This is a genomic window from Aromatoleum sp., assembly GCF_036675785.1.
In the GTDB taxonomy this organism is placed as follows: domain Bacteria; phylum Pseudomonadota; class Gammaproteobacteria; order Burkholderiales; family Rhodocyclaceae; genus Aromatoleum.
In genome coordinates, this window is sequence record NZ_JAKFEF010000022.1 from 126755 (window position 1) to 148757 (window position 22003).

Genomic DNA, 22003 nt, shown 5'->3' on the forward strand with positions numbered 1-22003 from the left:
TCGGAAAACCGGCAATTATACTAAAAATCTTTGACTTTTCCGACGTTGACGAGGTTCCTTTTTTCCATTAGAAGCGCTGCGAGCCGACGGCGTTCGATCGGGGAAAGGCCCGCCTCGCGCTCCCTTGCCGTCAGTTCTTCGATTTCGCGCGCGATCGCGTCGGCGTGCAGCTTGCGCAGCGCGTCTTCGAACAGCGTCTCCACGATGTCGTCGTCGAATTCCGCCTCGACGAGTTCCCCGGCACACCGCGCGAGCACTTGGCCGTGGGCCGTCTCACGGAAGCGTTCGACCAGTGCGCCGAGTCCGGCGTTCGGGGGGAGGTCGCCGGTACTCGTCGCATCGACGATTGCGACCAGCGCCTCGCCCTCGGGGTTCGTCGCGGGGACCAGGTCCACCGGTAGTCGCGCGGCGAGGGCTGGGTGCTGGAGCACGAGTCGAAGCAAGGTCGCGGCGGCCGAGGGGGGCTTGCGGCGGCCGCGCGGAGGTCTCGCCGTGGCGTTGCCGGGCCGCCAGGCCGGCCGACCTTCCGGCTCGCCTCGGTCGGCGGCCGGCGCGGGCGTTGCGACGTCCAGCCCGAACGCGCGCTCGACCTCGGCCTGGCTGAACCCGCCGAGTCCGGCGACCGCCTTGATCACTTGCAGCCTGAGCATCGGGGCGGCGATGCGGGTCACGAGGGGCTTCGCTTCGTGCACGAGGCGCGCGCGTCCTTCCGCGGTGTCGGGTGGGCAGCTCGCCGTAAGCTCGTTGAGCAGGAAGGTCGCGAGCGGCGTCGCGCTTGCGGCGGCCTGACGGAAGGCTTCGCTTCCTTCCGCGCGAACGAACGAGTCCGGATCGTGCTGTTCCGGCAGGAAAAGGAAAGCGAGCGTGACGTCGTCGCGCAGAGCTTCGAGGGCGGACTCCAGTCCGCGGCGCGCAGCCTTGCGACCGGCGGAGTCGCCGTCGAAGCAGAACACAATCCGCTGCGAGTGACGCAGCAGCGCGTGGATGTGGTGAGGCGTCGTCGCCGTGCCGAGCGTCGCGACCGCGTTGCCGATGCCGAACTGCGCGAGCGCGACGACGTCCATGTAGCCCTCGACGACGAGGACATAACCGCTGTCGCGCATCGGCTTCTGCGCCTGCGTCAGGCCGTAGAGTTCGCGCCCTTTTTCGAAAAGCGGCGTTTCAGGCGAGTTCAGGTATTTCGGTTCGCCGCCGTCGAGAACCCGGCCGCCGAACGCGATGATGCGGCCGCGGCGATCCTGGATCGGAAAGATGATCCGGTTGCGGAAGCGGTCGTAACGGCGGCCCGCGTCGTTCTCGATGACGAGGCCGGCGTCGAGCAGGGGCTTCGAGTCGTAATCGGGGAAGGTCTTTTGCAGGCCCTGCCAGTCGTCGGGTGCATAGCCGATGCCGAAGCGCGCGGCGATTTCGCCGGAGACGCCTCGTCGTTTCAGGTAGGCGATCGCGGCCGGCGCCTGTTTCAGCTGCTCGCGGTAAAAGTGCGCCGCCCGCGACATCGCGTCGATGAGTGCGTCGTTTTGCGGCGTTTCGATCCGCGGGCTTGCGCCACCCTCCTGCGGAACCTGAAGTCCGGCGCGCGAAGCCAGCTCCTTGACGGCTTCGACGAACGGCAGTCCGCTGTACTCCATCAGGAAGCCGATCGCGCTGCCATGCGCGCCGCAGCCGAAGCAATGGTAGAACTGCTTGCTCGGGCTGACGGAAAACGACGGGGACTTTTCGCCGTGAAACGGGCAGCAGGCGAAGTAGTTCGCGCCGCCCTTTTTCAGTGGCAGATGAGGCTCGATGACGTCGACGATATCGACGCGGGCGAGGAGGTCCTGGATGAACGACTGCGGGATCATGGCCGAGCCGATGCCGGCCCGATGCGGCGGTAATTCAGCGGGAGAGTTTCTCGCGCACCCGCCGGGATGCTTCCGACATGTCGGCGCGACCCGCGAGGCGAGGCTTCAGTACGGCCATCACCCGGCCAATATCGGCGGGGCTGCTGGCATTGCTTTCGGTCAGGGCGGCGTCGATCGCTGCCTCGAATTCCGCGTCGGAAAGCGCTTCCGGGAGGTACGCCGACAGCACTTCGATTTCGAACCGCTCGCTTGCGGCGAGCTCCGGCCGGTTTGCGGCATCGTACTGGGTCGCGGCGTCGCGACGCTGCTTGACGAGCTTTTCGACCGTCGCCATGACCGCGGCGTCGTCGAGTTCGACTCGTTCGTCGATTTCGCGCTGCTTGATCGCGGCGATGAGCAGGCGGACCGCCGACAGCCTGGCGCTGTCCTTCGCGCGCAGCGCTGCTTTCATGTCGTCCTGGATTCCGGTCTTCAGAGACATGGCGTGCTCTCGATCGAAAATGAAAACGCCACGCCGGGCGCGAACCGATGATCCGCGCCCGGCGTGGAGATCCGCCGACTGAACCCGAAAGGATCAGTACAGCTTCGGCGGCAGGGTCTGGCTGCGCAGGCGCTTGTGGTTGCGCTTCACTGCGGCGGCGGACTTGCGCTTGCGTTCCGCGGTCGGCTTTTCGTAGAACTCGCGGGCGCGAAGCTCGGTCAGCAAACCGGTTTTTTCGATGGTGCGCTTGAAGCGGCGAATGGCGACTTCGAACGGCTCGTTTTCCTTGACGCGGATACCCGGCATTGCTTGCTTCCTTGAGTGTCTGTGGGCGGAAAAACGAGGATTATAACGGCGCGAGCATCCCTCGCCAAGTACAACCTTAGCCTCTCGTCGTGCCCGCCGGTAGAATGGGCGGTTCTCGACGGAAAGGGCCACGGGCGGTCAGTGATGAGAGTGCTGGGAATCGAAACTTCGTGCGACGAGACGGGCGTCGCGGTGTTCGACACCGAAAGGGGGTTGCTCGGGCATTGCGTGCATTCGCAAATCGAGCTGCACGCCGAATACGGCGGCGTCGTCCCCGAGCTCGCGTCGCGCGACCATATCCGCCGCCTGCCGGTGCTCGTCAGGCAGGTGCTCGCGGCCTCCGCGTGCACAGCAGGCGAGCTCGATGCGATCGCGTATACGGCCGGCCCGGGGCTTGCGGGCGCGCTGCTCGTCGGCGCGAGCTTTGCAGAGTCGCTCGGTCTTTCGCTCGGCGTGCCGGTCTTGCCGGTCCATCATCTCGAAGGTCATCTGCTGTCGCCGCTGCTGGCCGCCGAGCCGCCCGAATTTCCGTTCATCGCGCTGCTGGTCTCCGGGGGACATACGCAACTGATGCGGGTGATCGGCGTCGGGGAGTACGCGCTGCTCGGCGAGACGCTCGACGATGCCGCGGGCGAAGCATTCGACAAAACCGCAAAACTCATCGGTCTCGGCTATCCCGGCGGGCCGGAGCTGGCGCGCCTTGCGGAAACCGGGCACGGCGGGCGGTTCCGTCTGCCGCGTCCGATGCTGCACTCCGGCGACCTCGACTTCAGTTTCAGCGGCCTCAAGACCGCGGTGCTCAACGTCGTGTCGGGGAGGGAGTGGCAGCCGGAACGGGACGCCGCAGATCTCGCCACGGATTTCCAGGAGGCGGTCGTCGAGGTGCTGACCGCAAAAGCGCTCAAGGCATTGGAGCAGACCGGTCTGTCGCGGCTCGTCGTCGCGGGCGGAGTGGGGGCGAATCGAAAGCTGCGCCAACGCCTCGATTCGTCGTCGCGGCGCAAGGGCTGGAAGGTGTATTACCCGGAGCCGGAACTTTGCACCGATAACGGCGCGATGATCGCATTTGCCGGTGCGCGTCGGTTTGCAGCCGGACAGGCGGGGGCGGGCAGTTTTGCGGTGCGGGTGTTTCCCCGTTGGCCGCTCGCCGACCTGAAGGCGCCCGGCGTGCCTGGGTAAGCGTCGCGCGCTAAACGGAAGGCCGGGGCGCTCGTACGGTCGTGATGCGAGGGTGAGCGATTCTCGACAGGCGCTCCTGCTGTTTCCGATATTTCAGGCGCGCCGCCCCCCGATCTTGCTTTCGGTGCCGCTGATCAATTTGCGGATGTTGGATGCGTGACGCCAGACGAGGATGCCGGCAACGACCGCCAGCACGACGATGGTCGGCCCCGGGCCGAGCAGCACGAGGCCCGCGATCGGCGCTGCCGCCGCGGCGGATAGCGCGGCGGCCGACGAGTAACGGGTGAAGAATGCGACGGCGAGCCAGACGAACAGTGCGACGAAGGCGATCCACCCGTTGATTCCGGCGAGAACGCCGAGGGCAGTGGCGACCCCTTTACCTCCGTTGAACCGTAGAAATACGCTGAATACGTGCCCGAGGAAGGCGACGAGCCCGGCGAGCGCGGCTTCGAACGGTGAAAAGCCGAAGCGTGCCGCGGCCCAAACGGCAAGCCATCCTTTGAGGCAATCGCCAACGAGGGTCACCAATGCGGCCGCCTTGTTGCCGCTGCGCAGCACATTCGTCGCGCCGGGGTTTCCGGAACCGTATTTCCGCGGATCGGCGAGACCGAACAGACGGCTCGAAACGATCGCGAAGGGAATCGACCCGAGCACGTAGGCCGCGAGCAATAAAGGCAGAAGGGGCATGTTTTCACCTAAAATTGCCGCGATTCTAATCGGGAAACAACATGGATTTCATCTTCATCGAGGAACTGCGGGTTCAGGCCTGGGTCGGGATCTATCCCCGTGAAAAGGCCGCGCCGCAAACCGTCGAATTCAACCTGACGTTCGGGGTGCCGGATTCCGCCGCGGAGCATGACGACATCGGCGACACCATCAACTACGCCGAAGTGATAGAGCGGATCCGCAGCGAGCTCCTGAGCCGACACTTCAATCTGATCGAGACTTTGGGTGAATTCGTCGTCAATCTGCTGTTCGATGAATTCGGCGTCCCGTGGGTCAAGATCCGGATTGCGAAGATGGGAGTGATGAAAGGCGTGCGGCGGGTCGGTGTGTACATCCAGCGGGGGCGGGAAGGCATTTCGCTCCCGCCTTCCGCCGCTTGAGCCGGAACGCCGAGCCGATTCGAAACGGCGTTCCTGCGACTCGTCATTTCTCGGCGCTCGCTTCCAGTTCGGCCAGCGGTTTGGCCTGCGCGAGCCAGTCGATCACCCATTGCGGCTTCCTGCCGCGCCCGCTCCAGCCGATTGCGGGGTTTTCGGGATGACGATACTTCGCCGGGCTCGCACCGTTCTTCTTTGCTGCAGCCTTGGTCTTGCGCTTGGTCGAAGGCTGCTTTTCCTCGCCGGCGGAAGAAGCGCCGCCAAGGAGATCGCTGAGCGACAGACCCTCTTCGGCCGCCATTTTTTGCACTTTCTTGAGCAAATCACGGCGGGCGCTATCGCTCCGCCGGCGAATCTCGGTCTCGACCCGCGATTGAAGGCGGCGCAATTCAGTCAGCGACAGCTTGGCCAGTTCCATGGTTTCTCCAGTTATTGAACTTTGTCTTGATACGATCCCGGATCGTCAATACGTATTCTTTCCATGTCAACGGCCCGGCATACTTATTTTGCCAGCAAAACGCCGGAATTAGAATCCTGCGGCGGAAAATTACTCGATTGCCGCATTGACGATCTGCAGTGTCAATACACGCGGGAGATCGTTGGGGTTCAGGCCGACGAGAAAGCCTCGCCGTCCGCCGTTGATATAAATGAGCGGTAGATCGAGGATCGACTTTTCAATGAATACCGGAAGCGGTTTGCGGGTGCCGAATGGTGAGGTCCCGCCGACGAGATAGCCGGAGTGGTGCGTCGCCGTTTCCGGGGTGCAGGGCGCGATGCGCTTGCGGCCCGTTTGTCGGGCCAGTTCCTTTGTCGATACCTTGCGATCGCCGTGCATGAGGACGATCAGCGGGCTCGCGTCCTCGTCTTCCATTACGAGCGTCTTGACGACCGAATGTTCCGGTACGTTCAGTTCGCGGGCCGATGTCCGCGTTCCGCCATGAGGCTCGTACGGATAAAGATGCGTGGAGTACGAAATACGATGCTCCTTGAGGAAACGGGTGGCCGGGGTTTCCGGCGCGCGCGATCCCGATTTGCTCATGCACTTGCTCCATGAATCATGGGTGTCGTTTTGCCCGACGAATCTGCGCTGCAGTGTCAGGCGCGGGGATGGTGGCGGGCGTGCAGGGCTTTCAGCCGCTCCCGTGCAACGTGGGTATAAATTTGCGTGGTGGAAATGTCCGCGTGGCCGAGCAGCAGCTGCACGACGCGCAAATCGGCGCCGTGGTTGATCAGGTGCGTCGCAAAGGCATGCCGCAGGGTGTGCGGCGAAATTGACGCCGGCGAGATTCCGGCGGCGAGCGCATAGTGCTTGATGATTCGCCAGAACATCTGGCGCGTCATTCCGGTGCCGAAGCGGGTCAGAAAGACGTCGTCGCTGACTCTGCCATCGAGCAGGAGCGGCCGGGCTTTGGCCAGGTATTTCTGCATCCATTCGACGGCCGCCTCGCCGAGCGGCACGAGCCGTTCCTTGTCGCCCTTGCCGGTGACCCGCACCACACCGTCGATCAGGTTGACCGCGAATATCTTCAGGCCGACGAGTTCGGAAACGCGCACGCCGGTCGCGTAAAGGACTTCGAGCATGCCGCGGTCGCGAAGGCCGAAGATTGTGCCGGCATCGGGTGCGGCGAGCAGCGCTTCGACCTGGGCCTCCGACAATGTCTTCGGAAAACGCTCGGTGCGCATCGGCGGGTCGAGCAAAACGGTCGGGTCGTCGACAATCCGGCCGTCGGAAAGCAGATTCCGGTAATAGCGTCGCCACGCGGACAGCAATCGACGCTGGCTCGACGGTTTGGATTGCCGCGAGAATTCGGCGAGATAGGCGGCTAGGTCGTCGCCGTGTGCGTCGCGTAATTGCCCCCCGCGCTTGCCCAGCCAAAGCGCGAAAAGCGTGAGATCGCTGCGATAGGCGGACAGGGTATTGCGGGCGAGACCGTGTTCGAGCCAGACCTCGTCGGTGAACGCATCGAGCTCGGCCCGGATTTCCGCGCTCAGGCTCGTCTCGATTCCGCTCAACGCCCTGCCTCGAACTCCAGCAGCCAGTTCTTCGCGTCGATCAGATAACCGTCGGTGGCGTTGGCGAAACCCCCGAGCCCCGCGGCGGACACTACCCTGTGGCAGGGGATCACGAGCGGAAACGGATTCGCGCCGCACGCCTGGCCAATCGCTCTTGCAGCGGTTCCGAGTTCGGCTGCGAGCATGCCGTAGCGCCGATATTCGCCGGGCGGAATTGCGGCGATCGCGTTCCAAACCCGGCGCTGGAAAGCCGTGCCGCGGTTCGCGAGCGGCAATTCGAAAGGGCGCCCGGGGTCGGCGAGCCAGCGATCGATCTGCGTCGCGACCTGCTCCGCGAGCACACACTCGGGTGCCGCCGCCGGCGTCTCGGGCGGCAGGAACACGAGTTCGTCGACGACATCCCCGGCGAGGCGGACGCCGAACGCGCTGAACGGCAGCGAGAGAACGGCCGCGAAATGATCTCGATGCGAATCGACTGTGCGGCCCGATGTCTTGCGAGGGGAAGTCAGCGCCGCGTCTCCCCGTGGCCGAAAACGATCCACTTTTGGCTCGTCAGCCCCTCGAGTCCGACCGGTCCCCGAGCGTGGATCTTGTCGGTCGAAATGCCGATTTCCGCGCCGAGCCCGTATTCGAAACCGTCAGCGAAGCGGGTCGAGGCATTGACCATGACCGACGAAGAATCGACTTCGCGGAGAAAGCGCATCGCCTTCGTGTAGTTCTCGCTGACGATCGCCTCGGTATGGCCGGAGCTGTAATTGTTGATATGGGTGATCGCGTCGTCGATATCGGCGACGACCTTTACCGCGATCACCGGCGCGAGATATTCCTCGTGCCAGTCCTGCTCGGTTGCCGTCCGGAGTTTCATATTGGCGATGCCGGCTTCACGCAGGATCGACAATGACTCGGCGCAGCCGCGCATTTCGACGTCTTTCGCGGCGAGCATGCGGCCGATCTCCGGCAGGAAGCGCGCCGCGACGTCGCGCGCGACGAGCAACGACTCGGCCGTATTGCAGGTGCCATACCGCTGCGTCTTGGCGTTTTCGACGATCGGAACGACCTTCGCCGGATCGGCATCCGAATCGATATAGACGTGACAATTGCCGTCGAGATGCTTGATGACCGGCACGCGCGCTTCGGCCGAAATGCGCTCGATCAGCCCCTTGCCTCCGCGCGGGACGATGACGTCGACGAATTCCGGCATCGTGATCAAGTGGCCGACGGCCGCGCGGTCGGTGGTTTCGATGACCTGCACCGCCGTCTCGGGAAGGCCGGCGGCGGCGAGCCCGTCCCGCACGCAGGCCGCGATCGCCTGGTTGCAGTGCATCGCTTCCTTGCCGCCGCGCAGGATCGCAGCGTTGCCGGATTTCAGGCACAGCGCGGCGGCGTCCGCGGTCACATTCGGCCGCGCCTCGTAGATGATGCCGATGACGCCCAGCGGCACGCGCATCTTCCCGACTTCGATGCCCGAGGGGCGCCGTTTGACATCGTTGATTTCGCCGACGGGGTCGGGCAGCGCAGCGACCTGTTCGAGCCCTTCGGCCATGGCCTCGACGCCCTTGTCGGTGAGGGTCAGGCGGTCGATCAGCGCCGGCTCGAGTCCCGCCGCCCGCGCCTCTTCGAGGTCGCGCGCGTTCGCTGCGAGCAGTTGCGCGCGGCGTTCGCGAATCGCGGCAGCCATCGCGAGGAGCGCGTCGTTCTTGCTGGCCGTCGTGGCGGCAGCGAGCAGGCGGGAGGCAGCGCGGGCTGCGCGGCCCACCGTCTGCATGTAATTCCGGATTTCCATGGCGGTCTCGAGTGCCGGTAAAAGGCAATTAAATCATCGTTCGGGCGCGATCGGCCAGCCTCCACCCGCCCCGAACGGAGAATTCGGGTGAACGAAGCAGTCTGGGCGGGACGTAAAGCCGGGCGAAAAATGCCGCCGCCGAACAAGAACCGAAGGGATTCCACCCGGGCGGGCGCAGTCAGCGGCGGCAGACTCGCAGCGCAAGCTGCAGGAATTCGTCCCAGATGTCTCCGGCAGCGAGCCCCTTGATGATGCGGTCGATCTTCGCCGCATGCAGCAGGGCCGCGCGCAGGGCTGCGGGCCGGAGGCGCGGCAATGCGCGCTGGATCGCCTGCCGGCGACGCTCGTCGAAGATGCGTTCGGCCTTCATCAGGTTCGCGAGCGGCTGGCCGGACGCTTGGCCGCCGGCGAGCGTGGCGAGCGTGCGGATCTCGTTCGCTAGCGCCCACAGTACGAGCGGCGGCGCCGTGCCTTCTCCCTGCAGTCCTTCGAGGAGTCGCGTGCAGCGGGCCGGATCGCCTTCGATCAGCGCCTGCCGCAGCATGTCGATGTCGTAGCGTGCGACGTTCAGCACGGCGCTGCGGACGTCGTCTGCACTCAGTCTGCCTTCGCCGTGCAGCAGGCCGAGCTTGAGGATTTCCTGGTGCGCGGCGAGCAGGTTGCCTTCGACATGTTCGGCGATGAAGCTCAGGGCTTCGGGCTCGGCGACCTGCTTCTGCAGCGCGAGGCGCCCGGCGATCCACTCCGGCAGGCGCTCGCGTTCCGGCGCATTCAGCTCCAGCGCGATGCCCGCTTCGGCCAGCGCCGTGAACCACCCCGTCTTGCGCGTTGCCCAATCCACTTCGGGCAGGGTGACCAGCGTAACGATGCCGCTGCCGGCATGACGTGCGTGACGCTGCAGCGCCTCACCGCCTTCACGCCCGGGTTTCCCGTTCGGGATGCGCAGGTCGATCAGTTTCGAGCCGCCGAACAACGAGAAATTGCCCGCGGCCGCCGCGAGCGCGTCCCAACGGAAACCCTGGCCGACGACGAGCGTTTCGCGTTCTTCGAAGCCTTGCCGCCGGGCCGCGGCGCGCACGAGGTCGGCCGCTTCGAGGACGAGCAGGGGCTCGTTGCCGTGCAGCAGGTAGAGCGGCGCGAGCGGCTTGTCGAGATGGGCGCGTAACTGGTCGGGCCGCAGGTTCACGGATTGGCGGCAGCGAGGCGGCGCACCAGCTGGTCGACGAGGTCGGCCTGCATGTCCCGGAAAAGCAGCGCTTCTTCTTGCTCCTTCGCGAGCACCTGCGAATCGTCGAAGTTGTATTCGCGCTTCGCCGAAATCGTCGTCGGCGCGATCCACTCGTTGCCGGCGCGGCCGACGAGGCGGAATCTCATGACGTGCCGGAGTTCGTATTCGCGCACCTTGCCGGCGCCGGTAAGCGTCAGGATCTCGCGCTCGGGCGCGCTCTGCAGGATCTCGAGCCGGACTTCCGCCTTCGCGGGGTCGTCGACGACCTCGGTGCTGCCGCTCGCGATAACCCGCCGGCGCAGCGCCGAGCCGAGATCGGAATGGGCGCTGACGCCGAGGTGGATGCTCGAAAACGGAAGCGGCCGCGGCCCGCGGAGCTGGAAGCCGCAACCGGGCAGCGAGGTCGCCACCGCGGCGGCGCCGAGGGCGAGAATGAGACGGCGGCGGACAGGGGAGGTCATCGGCAATCCGGATCAGACGACGATATTGACGAGACGGCCGGGCACGACGATCACCTTGCGCGGCGGCTTGCCTTCCATGAATCGCTGCGCCGCTTCGGACGCCAGCGCGAGCGTCTCGATGTCGGACGGGCCGGCATCCGCAGTCACCCTGACGCTGCCGCGGAGCTTGCCGTTGACCTGCAGGACGAGATCGATTTCATCCTGTTTCAGCGCGTCGTCGGACGGCTCCGGCCAGGGCGCGTCGAGCAGTTCGCCGCCGAAGTCGCAGTCCTGCCACAGCGCCTGCGTGATGTGCGGCGAGATCGGCGCGAGGAGGCGCAGCAGGATGCCCAGTCCTTCCTCGGCGACTTCGGCGTGGGCGGCGGCATCGTCGCGCGGGGCCTTCTCGAGCGCGTTCAGGGTCTTCATCGCCGCGGAGACGACGGTGTTGAACTGATGCTTGCCGAAGTCGTAGTTAGCCTGCTTGAGGCAGGAGTGGATTTCCCGCCGCACGGCCGCGAGCGCATCGGGCAGTTTGCCGACCGGGAGCCGGCGGTCGGCTGGCAGTTGCTGGCGGAAGTCGCTCGCGAAAACGTGGCCGAACGTCCACACGCGCCGCAGGAAGCGGTACGCCCCTTCGACCCCGGAGTCGGACCACTCGAGTTGCTGGTCGGGCGGCGCGGCGAAGATGATGAAGAGGCGGGCGGTGTCCGCGCCGTACTGGTCGACGAGGGCCTGCGGGTCGACGCCGTTGTTCTTCGACTTCGACATCTTCTCGGTGCCGCCGATGACGACTGGCTGGCCGTCGGCGACGAGCTTCGCGGCGGCGACGCGGCCTTTTTCATCACGCTCGATCGCGACGTCGGCTGGGTTGATCCACTGCTTCTTGCCGCCTGCGGCTTCGCGGTAATAGGTTTCGGCGACGACCATTCCCTGTGTCAGCAGGTTCGTGAAGGGTTCCGATACGTTGACGAGGCCTTCGTCGCGCATCGCGCGCGTGAAGAAGCGCGAGTAGAGCAGGTGGAGGATCGCGTGCTCGATGCCGCCGATGTACTGGTCGACCGGGGCCCAGTAGTTGACGCGCCCGTCGAGCATCGCGTTACCGTTGTCCGGGGAGGCATAGCGCAGGAAGTACCACGACGACTCGACGAAGGTGTCCATCGTGTCCGTTTCACGCTTCGCCGGCTTGCCGCACTGCGGGCAGTCGCATTCGTAGAATTCGGGCATCTTCGCGAGCGGCGACCCGCGGCCGGTGATTTCGACATTCTCCGGCAGCACGACCGGCAATCGGTCGTCGGGCACCGGCACGTCGCCGCAGTCGCCGCAGCGGATCATCGGGATCGGACAGCCCCAATAGCGCTGGCGCGAAATCCCCCAGTCGCGCAGCCGATACTGCGTGCGCTTCGCGCCCAAGCCCTTCGTTTCGAGATCGGCCGCGATCGCGGCGACCGCATCCTGGAAATGCAGACCGTCGTACTTGCCGGAATTGACGAGGCGCCCGTGCTCCGCGTACGCGTCCTGCCACGGCGCGAGCGTGTCCGTGTTGCCGGCCGAGCGTACGACCATCCTGATCGGCAGCCGGTATTTCGTCGCGAACGCGAAGTCGCGCTCGTCGTGTGCCGGCACCGCCATCACCGCGCCTTCGCCGTAGCCCATCAGCACGTAGTTCGCGACCCAGACGTCGAGAGGTTTGCCGGTGATCGGATGCACGACACGCAGCCCGGTCGCCATCCCCTTTTTTTCCATCGTCGCGAGGTCCGCTTCCGCGATCCCGCCGTGCCGGCATTCGTCGACGAAGGCCGCGAGCGCCGGGTTGTTCGCCGCCGCTTGCAGCGCGAGCGGATGCTCGGCGGCGACCGCGACATAGGTCGCGCCCATCAGCGTGTCGGCGCGCGTCGTGAACACCTTCAGTACGCCGGCGTGGCCGATCGTCGCGACGTCGTACGGGAAATGCACCTCGACGCCTTCCGAGCGGCCGATCCAGTTCTTCTGCATCAGCTTGACCTGCTCCGGCCAGCCGGGCAGCGCGTCGAGCGCTTCGAGAAGTTCATCCGCGTACGCGGTGATCTTCATGTAGTACATCGGGATTTCGCGCTTCTCGATCGGCGCGCCGCTGCGCCAGCCGCGGCCGTCGATGACCTGTTCGTTCGCGAGCACGGTCTCGTCGACCGGGTCCCAGTTCACGGTGCCGAGCTTCTTGTAGATCAGTCCCTTCGCGTACAGCCGCGTGAACAGCCACTGCTCCCACCGGTAATAGTCGGGCTTGCAGGTCGCGAGCTCGCGCGACCAGTCGATCGCGAAACCGAGACGCTTCAGTTGCGTCTTCATGTACTCGATGTTCGCGTACGTCCATTTCGCCGGCGGCACGTTGTTCTGGATCGCGGCGTTCTCCGCCGGCATCCCGAAGGCGTCCCAGCCCATCGGCTGCAGCACGTTGTAGCCGCGCATCCGGTGGTAACGCGAGAGCACGTCGCCGATCGTGTAATTGCGCACGTGCCCCATGTGGAGCTTGCCCGACGGGTACGGGAACATGCTCAGGCAGTAGTACTTCGGCTTGCCGGCGTCCTCGGCGACACGGAAGGCCTCGGTGCCCTCCCAGTGCTGCTGGGCGGCGGCTTCGACTGCGGCGGGAATGTATTTGTCCTGCATGGCGGGGCTGGCGTCGCGGCGTGGAAAACGCGCAAGTATATCGCGAAGGCGGGGCCCGCCGGGCGGGGCGGTTCTGTCCCCCTGCCGGGCATTGCTTCGAGCGCGCGCAGCAGGATGAGCGTCGTCCCGATGTCGGATGGCGGAAAAAAAGCATCCGGCCGCGCCGGATGCGAATCTCCATGAACGGAGAGGGAGGGAGACGATACCGCGACGGCCGGGCGTCGCGGGGAGTTCGGGAGACCGGTCAGGCCGCTCTGCGGGGGCCGCCGGAATGGTGGTGCCAGTTCGCCGACATCGCGGAAACGACGTCTTCGAACGCGGTCAGCGGCAGGCGCCACAGGCGATTCTGGCTGCGCACGAACGGCGTGACGCGCGGCGCGCACATCGTGGCCTGTTCCTCTTCGAGCAGCCGCTGGAAGGTGTTCATCGCTTCGCCCCAGTACTCGGCGTTGCCGACCCAGCCCGTCGCCGCGGTGGCTTCGCGCACGGCCTTGTGCCACAGCACGGTCGCACGATCGATCGATACGCCGGCTTTGCGGGCATACCAGGGCAAAAGCTTCGGTGTCTTCATGTCCGTTCTCCAGTGGCCTTGTCGGCCTTGTGCGCCGAGGTAGGCCTTGTAAGCCTACCGTTGCGTTTGGCGCCGTTAATGCACTGCAGCATCAGAGGTTCCGGCGAATTTTCCGTGGAACCACTTGCAGTGTCCTTGATAAAACTCAACTGAATGTTGCCGCGCACAATCCAAAAAATAATGGAAAGACAGTAGCTCGATCAAGAGCGTGTTGCGGCAGTGCAACACGCCGAGCACACCGGTTCCTTTGCTCGTCCGATCTGCGGGGGTCGCGCCGTCCTGCTCCGGCATTCCTCCGCGCCCGGTAAAATCACGGGCACCCAAGGAAACCTCCATGTCAGACCTGCTAGCCAATCTAAATCCCCAGCAACTCCAGGCAGTCACGCTGCCGTCCCAACACGCCTTGATCCTCGCCGGCGCCGGCTCCGGCAAAACGCGCGTCCTGACGACTCGCATCGCCTGGCTCGTCCAGACGGGACAGGTCGACCCTCACGGCGTTCTTGCCGTTACTTTTACGAACAAGGCCGCGAAGGAACTGCTCGCCCGTCTGTCGGCAATGCTTCCGTTGAGCTTCAACCGCTCGGCGCGCAGCATGTGGATCGGTACCTTCCACGGCCTCTGCAACCGTCTGCTGCGTACCCACCACCGCGACGCCGGGCTGCCCCAACTCTTCCAGATCCTCGACTCGGGCGACCAGCTCGCCGCGATCAAGCGGCTGCTCAAGGCACTCAATGTCGACGACGAAAAATTTCCTCCCCGCGAACTGCAGCATTTCATCAATGCCCAGAAGGAGGCCGGCCTGCGTCCGCATGCTGTCGATGCTTGGGACGACCATACCAGCCGTCGGGTAGGGCTTTATACCGAGTATGAAGTACAGTGCCAGCGCGAGTCTGTTGTGGATTTTGCGGAGTTGTTGCTCCGCAGCTTCGAATTGCTCGAACGCAATGAACCCTTGCGCCAGCACTACCAGCGCCGTTTCCGGCACGTCCTCGTCGACGAGTTCCAGGACACGAACCGGCTGCAGTACCGGTGGCTGAAGCTGCTCGCGGACGAGGGGCGCGAGGGCGGAGCGAGTCTTTTCTGCGTCGGGGACGACGACCAGTCGATCTATCGCTTTCGCGGCGCCGAGGTCGGCAACATGCGCGATTTCGAGCGCGAGTTCCACGTCGCGAACGTCATCCGCCTGGAGCAGAACTACCGTTCCCACGGCAATATTCTCGACGCCGCGAACGCAATCATTCGTCACAATACTGCGCGGCTCGGCAAGAACCTGTGGACCGAGCGCGGGGCCGGGGAGCCGATCCGGGTGTTCGAGGCGCTTGCCGATCTCGACGAGGCGCGCTGGATCGTCGAGGAAATCCAGTCGCTGGTGCGCGACGGAACGGGCCGGTCGGACGTCGCGCTGCTCTATCGCTCCAACGCGCAGTCGCGTGTGCTCGAGCATCAGCTTTTTTCGGCGGGCATTCCGTATCGCGTCTATGGCGGCCTGCGCTTCTTCGAGCGGCAGGAAATCAAGCATGCGCTCGCGTACTTGAGGCTGATCGCGAACGCGGACGATGACACCGCGTTCAGCCGCGTCGTGAACTTCCCCGCCCGCGGCATCGGCGCGCGGTCGCTCGAAGTGCTGCAGGACGCGGCGAAGACCTGGAACAGCAGCCTGTATGCGTCGGTCCCACACCTCGCCGGCAAGCCGGGGACCGTGCTCGCGCAGTTCGTGCGCCTCGTCGAGGACCTGCGGCGCGACACGGCGAAGCTGCCGCTGTCGGAAATGGTCGATCATGTGCTCGATGCGTCGGGCCTGCGCGCGCACTATCGCAACGAGAAGGAAGGGCAGGAGCGGCTCGAGAACCTCGACGAGCTGATCAACGCGGCGGCGAATTTCCTCGTGGAGTCCGGCGCGGGTGCCGAAGCGCTCGATCAGCCGCACGCGCTGCTCGCGGACTTCCTCGCGCACGCGTCGCTCGAAGCGGGCGAGCACCAGGCCGACGCCGGGAGCGACGCGGTGCAGCTGATGACAGTGCACGCTTCGAAAGGGCTCGAGTTCGACGTCGTGTTCCTGTCGGGCCTAGAGGAAGGCCTGTTTCCGCACGAGAACAGCATCCTCGAAACGGAGGGGCTCGAGGAAGAGCGGCGCCTGATGTATGTCGCAGTGACGCGTGCGCGGGAACGGCTCTACCTGTCGTTCGCGCAGAGCCGGATGCTGCACGGGCAGACACGCTACAACCTGCGGTCGCGATTCCTCGAGGAGATTCCAGAGGTGCTGACGAAGTGGCTCTCGGTGCCGAGTTCGCGGGCGAGTGCCGTGAGGAGCGGGTTCGGCGGCTACTACGAGCCGTCGCGCGGCGCCGGTGCGAAACCGGCGCCGGTTCCGCCGCGCCGCAATCAGGAGGTCGGTGGGCTGCGCATCGGGCAGACGGTGAGCCACGCGAAATTCGGCAAGGGCGTTATCGTCGCGGCCGAGGGCAGCGGGTCCGACGCGCGCGTGCAGATCAATTTCGGGCCGGCCGGCATCAAGTGGTTGCTGCTAGGGGTCGCGAAGCTTACGGCGGTTTGACCGGAGCGCGCCGGCCTGCGCGATGTCGGCGTCCTCGCTCTTGGCTCCCGTGCGGGGCAACGAGGGTGGCGGCTGACAACGGCCGTGGCGCGGGACCCGGGGTGTCGGGGACGAGCGTCAGGCGCCGTACTTGCGCGCCAGCGTGTCGTGCAGCGCGACGAACTCCTGCGCGAGCTTGTGCTTCGGGTCGAGGTGGATCATCGGCCGCGACTGTTCGTGCGATTCCTTGATCTTCACCGATGCCGACAGGTACGGCGTCAGGACCGGCAGGCCTTCATTGATCAGTTCCTGCACGACTTTCTGCGGCAGTCCTGCGCGTGCCTGGAACTGGTTGACGACGATGCCTTCAACGGTCAGGTCGTGGTTGTGGTCCGCGCGGATTTCCTGGACGCTCTCGAGCAACGAATACAGTGCGCGGCGGGAAAATTCGTCGCAGTCGAACGGGATCAGGCAGCCGTTGGCGGCGATCAGCGCCGAGCGGGTGAAGAAGTTGAGCGCCGGGGGCGTGTCGATGTACACGACGTCGTAATGCCGCGACAGTTCGTCGAGCGCATCCCGCAGCTTGTAGATCTTGTAGCGCGACTCGAGCTTGCCTTGCAGGTCTTCGAGAGCGGGATGCGACGGCAGCACATCGAGTCCCTCGAACGGGCTGGCGACGATGAACTGCTCGGTTCGCTTCGGATTCAGCTTGAAGTTCAGCGTCTGGTCGAAAAAGTCCGCGAGGGTCGCGTCGAGCGTCTCGCCGCCGCAACCGAGGAGGTATTGCGTCGAGTTGCCTTGCGGATCGAGGTCGACGACGAGAGTCCGCCTGCCTTGCTGCGCACTGATCGCAGCGAGATTGCAGGTAATGGTCGATTTGCCGACTCCGCCCTTCTGATTGAACACCACGCGCCGCATTTTCGCCTTCCTTTCGTGACTGCTGCGGGATTGTGCCAAAAAACCATACCGGTTAGGGGTTATAGGTCGCGCTTTTCCCGGCGCGCCGACCCGTGGCATGGTGGTAAACCCCTATCAATCCCTGCCCACGGCGGCAAGCGCTGCGCTAAACTTGCCGCTCGCCGAATTCGGCCACCGCGGGCGCTTTCAGGCATTCGTCATGTAAATCCCGATTGATCGGTTACGCTCGGCGCAGTGGCCGTCACCCGGACGCAAAGGGAACTTTGCGACTGCGGATTTACGCAATTGGCGAAGCGCGGGTGGGGGCGTATTTTCCGGTAGCCGCACGTCCAGACAGAACAACTCATCCAAACCGAGAGGGAGAACATGGATCAGGATTTCATCGCCGCAGCACTCGACTATCACCGTTCGCCGACGCGCGGCAAGATTTCCGTCGTTCCCACGAAGGGCCTCACGAACCAGCGCGACCTCGCGCTCGCGTATTCGCCCGGTGTGGCCGCCGCGTGCGACGCCATCGTCGCGGACCCGAACGAGGCGCGCGAACTCACTTCGCGCGGCAATCTCGTCGCCGTCGTCACCAACGGCACCGCGGTGCTCGGGCTCGGCAACATCGGTCCGCTTGCCGCGAAGCCGGTCATGGAAGGCAAGGGCTGCCTGTTCAAAAAGTTCGCGAACATTGACGTCTTCGACATCGAATTGTCCGAGAAGGATCCGGACAAGCTGATCGAGATCATCGCGTCGCTCGAGCCGACGCTCGGCGGCGTCAACCTGGAAGACATCAAGGCGCCGGAGTGCTTCTACATCGAGCAGAAGCTGCGCGAGCGGATGAACATCCCGGTCTTCCACGACGACCAGCACGGCACCGCGATCATCTCGTCGGCGGGCCTGATCAACGGGCTGAAGATCGTCGGCAAGGACATCGGCCAGGTCAAGCTCGTCTGCTCAGGCGCGGGCGCCGCGGCGATCGCGTGCCTCGACCTGATGGTGGGTCTCGGCCTCAAGCGCGAGAACGTTTTCGTCTGCGACTCGAAGGGCGTCATCAGCCTCGGTCGCGACGAGAACATGGAGCCGAACAAGGCGCGCTACGCGCAGCGCACCGACGCGAAGACGCTCGGCGACGTCATCGAAGGCGCCGACGTGTTCCTCGGCCTGTCGACCGCCGGCGTGCTGAAACCCGAAATGGTCAAGCGGATGGCCGACAAGCCGCTGATCTTCGCGCTCGCCAACCCGAATCCCGAGATCCTGCCGGAAGTCGCGAAGGAAGCGCGCCCGGACTGCATCATTGCGACCGGCCGTTCGGATTACCCGAACCAGGTCAATAACGTCCTGTGCTTCCCGTTCATCTTCCGCGGCGCGCTCGACGCCGGCGCGACGAAGATCACCGAGGAGATGAAGCTCGCGTGCGTGAAGGCGATCGCCGACCTCGCGCAGGCCGAGCAGAGCGACATCGTCGCCGCGGCCTACGATCGCGAGGACCTGCGCTTCGGCCCCGACTACATCATCCCGAGCCCATTCGACCCGCGCCTGATCGTCAAGATCGCGCCGGCGGTCGCAAAGGCAGCGATGGAGTCCGGCGTCGCGACGACGCCGATCGCCGACCTCCAAGCCTACGCGGCGAGCCTGTCCGATTTCGTCTACACGTCCGGCATCGTGATGAAGCCGGTGTTCTCGGCCGCGAAGCGCGTGCCGGCGGAACTGAAGCGCGTGCTGTACGCCGAAGGCGAGGACGAGCGTGTGCTGCACGCGGCCCGGGTCGTCATCGACGAGGAACTCGCGCGTCCGATCCTGATCGGCCGTCCGAACGTCATCGAGATGCGGATCCAGAAGATCGGCCTGAACCTCGTGCCGGGCCGCGATTTCGACATCATCAATCCCGAGTCCGATCCGCGTTACCGCGAGCTGTGGCAGGAATACCACCGCATGATGTGCCGCGACGGCGTCACGCCCGACATCGCGAAAGCGAAGATGCGGCGCGACACGACGCTGATCGGCTGCATGGTGCTGCGCCGCGGCGACGCCGATGCGCTGGTGTGCGGCACGTTCGGCACGTATGACTACCACTTCAGCCAGGTCGAGAACGTCATCGGCCTGAAACCGGGCGCGAAGCTCTTCGCGACGATGAGCCTGCTGCTGCTGCCCAAGCGCACGCTCGCGATCACCGACCCGTACCTGAACGAGAACCCGAACGCTGAAGAAGTCGCCGAAATCGCGCGGATGGCGGCCGACGAGCTGCGTCGCTTCGGCCTCGAGCCGCGCGCCGCGCTGCTGTCGCATTCGAACTTCGGCAGCTCGCGCTCAGCGTCAGCGCGCAAGATGCGCGAAGCCGCCGCGATCCTGCGCCGCACGTCGCCCGACCTCGAGTGCGACGGCGAGATGCACGGCGACTCGGCCATTTCGCCCGCGATTCGTGCGAAGGTGAACCCGGAGTCGTCGCTCGTCGGCGAAGCGAACCTGATGGTGATGCCGAACCTCGACGCGGCGAACATCTCGTTCAACCTGATGAAGATGGCCAACGGCGACGGCGTCTCGATCGGACCAATGCTGCTCGGCGCGAAGCTGCCGGTGCACATCCTGACGCCGTCGGCGACGGTGCGCCGCCTCGTCAATATCACCGCGGTGGCGGTCGTGGACGCCTGCGAGCAGCGCCTGCAAACGACGAAGGCGTAAGGCCCACGCGTCCGCCGACCTCGCGGGGGGCGGCGGACGCGTGTCGATTCGAATGGCTATTCCGGCGTTAGCCGGGTCTCCCCCGTAGACGGAGCGCCCCGATGCGCGCATTCCGAATTTCGCTGCTGGCCGCCCTCTCGTCGCTCGCGCTGCCGGCTCACGCGGACTGGCTGCTGTCTTCGTTCGCGACCCGGGTTGCGGCCGGACAACCCTTCAGGATTTCGCTCGTGCGCGACGCCGACGCTGCGGACGAGCCGCTGCCCGATCGCCTGAAACTGGTCGTCGAGACCGGTGAACGGCTGCTGAGTCTCGACCTGGCGCCGAGTCGGCAAACGGCGGGCGCTGCATTCCGCCGTGACTACGTCGGAAATTGGCCGGCCGGGGTCACCGGACCGGTCGTGCTGCGGCTTGCGGACCGCGCTTCGTCCCGGCTGGTGCTTCTCGCGCAGGACGCCCCGGGCGCGCCCGGCGAGGAGGCTGTCCCCGTGCCGCCCGCCGAAATTGCCGCCGGGACCGCTGTTGCGCCCGAGCCGGCGCTGACCGTCAATGAGCCGATGTACTTCCTCGTCGGCGTGGACGACGACACCGCGCGTTTTCAACTGAGCTTCAAGTACCGCATCTTCGACCCGGAAAGCGCCATCGTCGAGTCGCTGCCCGCGCTCGGCGGGCTGCATTTCGGCTACACCCAGACTTCGTTGTGGGACCTCGGGTCCGACTCGAAGCCGTTCCGTGACACGAGCTATCGACCGTCGTTCTTCTACGAATGGCGCTTTGCGTCCGATCCGTCGAGTCGGCGCGGCGTCGGCGCACGCGCCGGCTACGAGCACGAATCGAACGGCCGCGACGGGGAATCGTCGCGCAGCATCGACACCCTGTTCGCGACGGTCGACTGGCGCTTCGGCCTCGGAAACGGATCCTATGTCGGGGTGACTCCGAAGGTGTGGACGTATCTCGACCGCGACGAGAATCCCGACATCTACCGTTACCGCGGCTATGGGGAGCTCGGACTGCGCTTCGGGCGCGACGACGGATGGCTCGCGCGGCTCCGGCTGCGCCGCGCCGCCGCCGGAGAGGGCAGCACGCAGCTCGACCTGTCATATCCCTTGACGCAGCGCGTCCTGTCCGAAACGGCGATCTATCTGCACCTGCAGGTTTTCGACGGCGTCGGTGAAACGCTGCTCGACTACAACAAGTCTCAGGACACCCAGTTTAGAATCGGCTTCTCGATCCAGCGCTGACCAGCCTGCGAGGATCTCCGGCGATGCCGGCGGGATGGTGTCCGGCCATCCGAATTTCCGACAGTAGGAGACGTTCATGCCCAAGGCGATTCGCTTCCATCAGACCGGCGGGCCCGAGGTGCTTCAGTGGGAGGACGTCGTCGTGCCCCCGCCCGCGGCCGGTGAAGTGCGCCTGCGCCACCACGCGGTCGGCCTGAATTACATCGACACCTATCACCGCAGCGGCCTCTACCCGGTGCCGCTGCCGTCCGGGATCGGTGTCGAAGGGGCAGGCGTCGTCGAAGCGGTCGGCGAGGGTGTCGCCGATTTCTCGCCCGGCGACCGCGTCGCGTATGGCGGCGGACCGCTGGGCGCGTATTCCGAGGTGCGCAACATTCCCGCTCACCGCCTCGTGAAGCTGCCCGACGCGATTTCGTTCGAGCAGGGTGCGGCGATGATGCTGCAGGGGCTTACCGCTCAGTACCTGCTGCGCCGGACGTACCGCGTCGAGCCGGGCGACACCGTCCTGATCCACGCGGCCGCGGGCGGCGTCGGCCTGATGGCGTGCCAGTGGGCGAAGGCGCTCGGCGCGACGGTCATCGGGACCGTCGGCTCGGACGAAAAGGCCCGCATCGCGCACGGCCACGGCTGCGATCATACGATCGTCTATACGCGCGAGAACTTCGCCGAGCGCGTCAGGGAAATCACGGGTGGCGCCGGCCTTCCGGTCGTATACGACTCGATCGGCAAGGACACTTTCATGGATTCGCTGCGCTGCCTGCGACCGCTCGGCATGATGGTGCTGTTCGGCGCGGCGTCCGGGCCGGTGCCGCCGTTCGATCTGAGCCTGCTGAACACGATGGGCTCGCTGTACGTCACGCGTCCCGGAATCGCCGCGTACACGGCGAAGCGGGAAGACCTCGTGACGATGGCGAACGAACTTTTCGAAGTCGTCGGTTTCGGCAAGGTCCGGATCGAGGTCAACCAGCGCTATCTGCTGAAGGACGCGATGCAGGCGCACCGCGACCTCGAAGCGCGGCGCACGACCGGCTCGACGGTCTTGTTGCCGTGATG

At 65.4% G+C, this 22003-nt stretch carries 21 protein-coding genes; 6 read left to right on the top strand and 15 right to left on the bottom strand.

Features of this window, described 5'->3' with window-relative positions; genetic code table 11:
* Positions 1–20: 20 nt before the first annotated feature.
* The 3 genes from dnaG to rpsU form a co-directional block, all read right to left on the bottom strand.
* A complete protein-coding gene (gene dnaG, locus V6M37_RS05580) occupies positions 21–1841 on the bottom strand; it encodes a DNA primase (protein WP_332671537.1) in 1821 nt (606 codons plus the stop codon).
* A 34-nt stretch (positions 1842–1875) separates the two neighbouring features.
* Positions 1876–2322: a GatB/YqeY domain-containing protein gene (locus tag V6M37_RS05585; RefSeq protein WP_332671538.1), complete on the bottom strand. Its 447-nt coding sequence runs from the start codon at positions 2320–2322 to the stop codon at positions 1876–1878.
* Positions 2323–2415: 93 nt separating this feature from the next.
* A complete protein-coding gene (rpsU, locus tag V6M37_RS05590; RefSeq protein ID WP_011238288.1) occupies positions 2416–2628 on the bottom strand; it encodes a 30S ribosomal protein S21 in 213 nt (70 codons plus the stop codon).
* 144 nt (positions 2629–2772) lie between these two features.
* Between rpsU and tsaD the strand changes: the two genes are divergently transcribed.
* A complete protein-coding gene (gene tsaD, locus V6M37_RS05595) occupies positions 2773–3807 on the top strand; it encodes a tRNA (adenosine(37)-N6)-threonylcarbamoyltransferase complex transferase subunit TsaD (RefSeq protein WP_332671539.1) in 1035 nt (344 codons plus the stop codon).
* A gap of 93 nt (positions 3808–3900) precedes the next feature.
* Here tsaD and plsY read toward each other — a convergent pair whose 3' ends face one another.
* Positions 3901–4494, bottom strand: a complete 594-nt coding sequence (gene plsY, locus V6M37_RS05600) for a glycerol-3-phosphate 1-O-acyltransferase PlsY (protein WP_332671540.1) — start codon at positions 4492–4494, stop codon at positions 3901–3903.
* A gap of 41 nt (positions 4495–4535) precedes the next feature.
* Between plsY and V6M37_RS05605 the strand changes: the two genes are divergently transcribed.
* A complete protein-coding gene (locus V6M37_RS05605; RefSeq protein ID WP_332671541.1) occupies positions 4536–4913 on the top strand; it encodes a dihydroneopterin aldolase in 378 nt (125 codons plus the stop codon).
* A 43-nt stretch (positions 4914–4956) separates the two neighbouring features.
* Here the strand turns inward: V6M37_RS05605 and V6M37_RS05610 are convergent, their stop codons facing one another.
* From V6M37_RS05610 to V6M37_RS05655, 10 genes are all read right to left on the bottom strand, one after another.
* Positions 4957–5328, bottom strand: coding sequence for an H-NS histone family protein (locus tag V6M37_RS05610; protein ID WP_332671542.1), 372 nt, complete (start codon positions 5326–5328; stop codon positions 4957–4959).
* A gap of 129 nt (positions 5329–5457) precedes the next feature.
* Complete coding sequence (gene ybaK / locus V6M37_RS05615) at positions 5458–5949, bottom strand: Cys-tRNA(Pro) deacylase (protein ID WP_332671543.1); 492 nt, start codon at positions 5947–5949, stop codon at positions 5458–5460.
* 56 nt (positions 5950–6005) lie between these two features.
* Positions 6006–6923 (bottom strand): site-specific tyrosine recombinase XerD, encoded by a 918-nt coding sequence (gene xerD / locus V6M37_RS05620; RefSeq protein ID WP_332671573.1) that lies wholly within the window; start codon positions 6921–6923, stop codon positions 6006–6008.
* Complete coding sequence (locus V6M37_RS05625; protein ID WP_442880995.1) at positions 6920–7432, bottom strand: methylated-DNA--[protein]-cysteine S-methyltransferase; 513 nt, start codon at positions 7430–7432, stop codon at positions 6920–6922. The genes xerD and V6M37_RS05625 overlap by 4 nt, the downstream gene beginning before the upstream one ends.
* Positions 7429–8706, bottom strand: a complete 1278-nt coding sequence (locus tag V6M37_RS05630; RefSeq protein ID WP_332671544.1) for a glutamate-5-semialdehyde dehydrogenase — start codon at positions 8704–8706, stop codon at positions 7429–7431. Before V6M37_RS05630 ends, V6M37_RS05625 begins: the two co-directional genes overlap by 4 nt.
* A 178-nt stretch (positions 8707–8884) precedes the next feature.
* Entirely contained in the window at positions 8885–9892 is a 1008-nt protein-coding gene (gene holA, locus V6M37_RS05635) for a DNA polymerase III subunit delta (RefSeq protein WP_332671545.1), read from the bottom strand.
* Positions 9889–10395: an LPS-assembly lipoprotein LptE gene (locus V6M37_RS05640; RefSeq protein ID WP_332671546.1), complete on the bottom strand. Its 507-nt coding sequence runs from the start codon at positions 10393–10395 to the stop codon at positions 9889–9891. Before V6M37_RS05640 ends, holA begins: the two co-directional genes overlap by 4 nt.
* Positions 10396–10407: 12 nt before the next feature.
* The gene (gene leuS / locus V6M37_RS05645; protein WP_332671547.1) at positions 10408–13023 is read right to left on the bottom strand and encodes a leucine--tRNA ligase; all 2616 of its coding nucleotides are present in this window, start codon (positions 13021–13023) and stop codon (positions 10408–10410) included.
* 244 nt (positions 13024–13267) lie between these two features.
* On the bottom strand, positions 13268–13594 hold the full coding sequence (locus V6M37_RS05650) for a hypothetical protein (protein WP_332671548.1): 327 nt from the start codon (positions 13592–13594) through the stop codon (positions 13268–13270).
* A gap of 75 nt (positions 13595–13669) precedes the next feature.
* Entirely contained in the window at positions 13670–13930 is a 261-nt protein-coding gene (locus V6M37_RS05655; RefSeq protein WP_332671549.1) for a hypothetical protein, read from the bottom strand.
* Here V6M37_RS05655 and V6M37_RS05660 point away from each other — a divergent pair.
* Positions 13929–16148, top strand: coding sequence for a UvrD-helicase domain-containing protein (locus tag V6M37_RS05660; protein ID WP_332671550.1), 2220 nt, complete (start codon positions 13929–13931; stop codon positions 16146–16148). The genes V6M37_RS05655 and V6M37_RS05660 overlap by 2 nt on opposite strands.
* Before the next feature lie 117 nt (positions 16149–16265).
* Here V6M37_RS05660 and V6M37_RS05665 read toward each other — a convergent pair whose 3' ends face one another.
* On the bottom strand, positions 16266–17045 hold the full coding sequence (locus V6M37_RS05665; RefSeq protein WP_332671551.1) for a ParA family protein: 780 nt from the start codon (positions 17043–17045) through the stop codon (positions 16266–16268).
* A gap of 366 nt (positions 17046–17411) precedes the next feature.
* Here V6M37_RS05665 and V6M37_RS05670 point away from each other — a divergent pair, with 366 nt between their 5' ends.
* From V6M37_RS05670 to V6M37_RS05680, 3 genes are all read left to right on the top strand, one after another.
* On the top strand, positions 17412–19712 hold the full coding sequence (locus V6M37_RS05670; protein WP_332671552.1) for an NADP-dependent malic enzyme: 2301 nt from the start codon (positions 17412–17414) through the stop codon (positions 19710–19712).
* Between the two features lie 101 nt (positions 19713–19813).
* Positions 19814–20950, top strand: a complete 1137-nt coding sequence (locus V6M37_RS05675; protein ID WP_332671553.1) for a phospholipase A — start codon at positions 19814–19816, stop codon at positions 20948–20950.
* Between the two features lie 76 nt (positions 20951–21026).
* On the top strand, positions 21027–22001 hold the full coding sequence (locus V6M37_RS05680; protein WP_332671554.1) for a quinone oxidoreductase family protein: 975 nt from the start codon (positions 21027–21029) through the stop codon (positions 21999–22001).
* Positions 22002–22003 lie beyond the last annotated feature (2 nt).

Coding starts and splice junctions, on each gene's coding strand:
- dnaG (WP_332671537.1), bottom strand. CDS start 1,841: ATGATCCCGCAGTCGTTCATCCAGGACCTCCTCGCCCGCGTCGATATC.
- V6M37_RS05585 (WP_332671538.1), bottom strand. CDS start 2,322: ATGTCTCTGAAGACCGGAATCCAGGACGACATGAAAGCAGCGCTGCGC.
- rpsU (WP_011238288.1), bottom strand. CDS start 2,628: ATGCCGGGTATCCGCGTCAAGGAAAACGAGCCGTTCGAAGTCGCCATT.
- tsaD (WP_332671539.1), top strand. CDS start 2,773: ATGAGAGTGCTGGGAATCGAAACTTCGTGCGACGAGACGGGCGTCGCG.
- plsY (WP_332671540.1), bottom strand. CDS start 4,494: ATGCCCCTTCTGCCTTTATTGCTCGCGGCCTACGTGCTCGGGTCGATT.
- V6M37_RS05605 (WP_332671541.1), top strand. CDS start 4,536: ATGGATTTCATCTTCATCGAGGAACTGCGGGTTCAGGCCTGGGTCGGG.
- V6M37_RS05610 (WP_332671542.1), bottom strand. CDS start 5,328: ATGGAACTGGCCAAGCTGTCGCTGACTGAATTGCGCCGCCTTCAATCG.
- ybaK (WP_332671543.1), bottom strand. CDS start 5,949: ATGAGCAAATCGGGATCGCGCGCGCCGGAAACCCCGGCCACCCGTTTC.
- V6M37_RS05630 (WP_332671544.1), bottom strand. CDS start 8,706: ATGGAAATCCGGAATTACATGCAGACGGTGGGCCGCGCAGCCCGCGCT.
- V6M37_RS05640 (WP_332671546.1), bottom strand. CDS start 10,395: ATGACCTCCCCTGTCCGCCGCCGTCTCATTCTCGCCCTCGGCGCCGCC.
- leuS (WP_332671547.1), bottom strand. CDS start 13,023: ATGCAGGACAAATACATTCCCGCCGCAGTCGAAGCCGCCGCCCAGCAG.
- V6M37_RS05650 (WP_332671548.1), bottom strand. CDS start 13,594: ATGAAGACACCGAAGCTTTTGCCCTGGTATGCCCGCAAAGCCGGCGTA.
- V6M37_RS05660 (WP_332671550.1), top strand. CDS start 13,929: ATGTCAGACCTGCTAGCCAATCTAAATCCCCAGCAACTCCAGGCAGTC.
- V6M37_RS05655 (WP_332671549.1), bottom strand. CDS start 13,930: ATGGAGGTTTCCTTGGGTGCCCGTGATTTTACCGGGCGCGGAGGAATG.
- V6M37_RS05665 (WP_332671551.1), bottom strand. CDS start 17,045: ATGCGGCGCGTGGTGTTCAATCAGAAGGGCGGAGTCGGCAAATCGACC.
- V6M37_RS05670 (WP_332671552.1), top strand. CDS start 17,412: ATGGATCAGGATTTCATCGCCGCAGCACTCGACTATCACCGTTCGCCG.
- V6M37_RS05675 (WP_332671553.1), top strand. CDS start 19,814: ATGCGCGCATTCCGAATTTCGCTGCTGGCCGCCCTCTCGTCGCTCGCG.
- V6M37_RS05680 (WP_332671554.1), top strand. CDS start 21,027: ATGCCCAAGGCGATTCGCTTCCATCAGACCGGCGGGCCCGAGGTGCTT.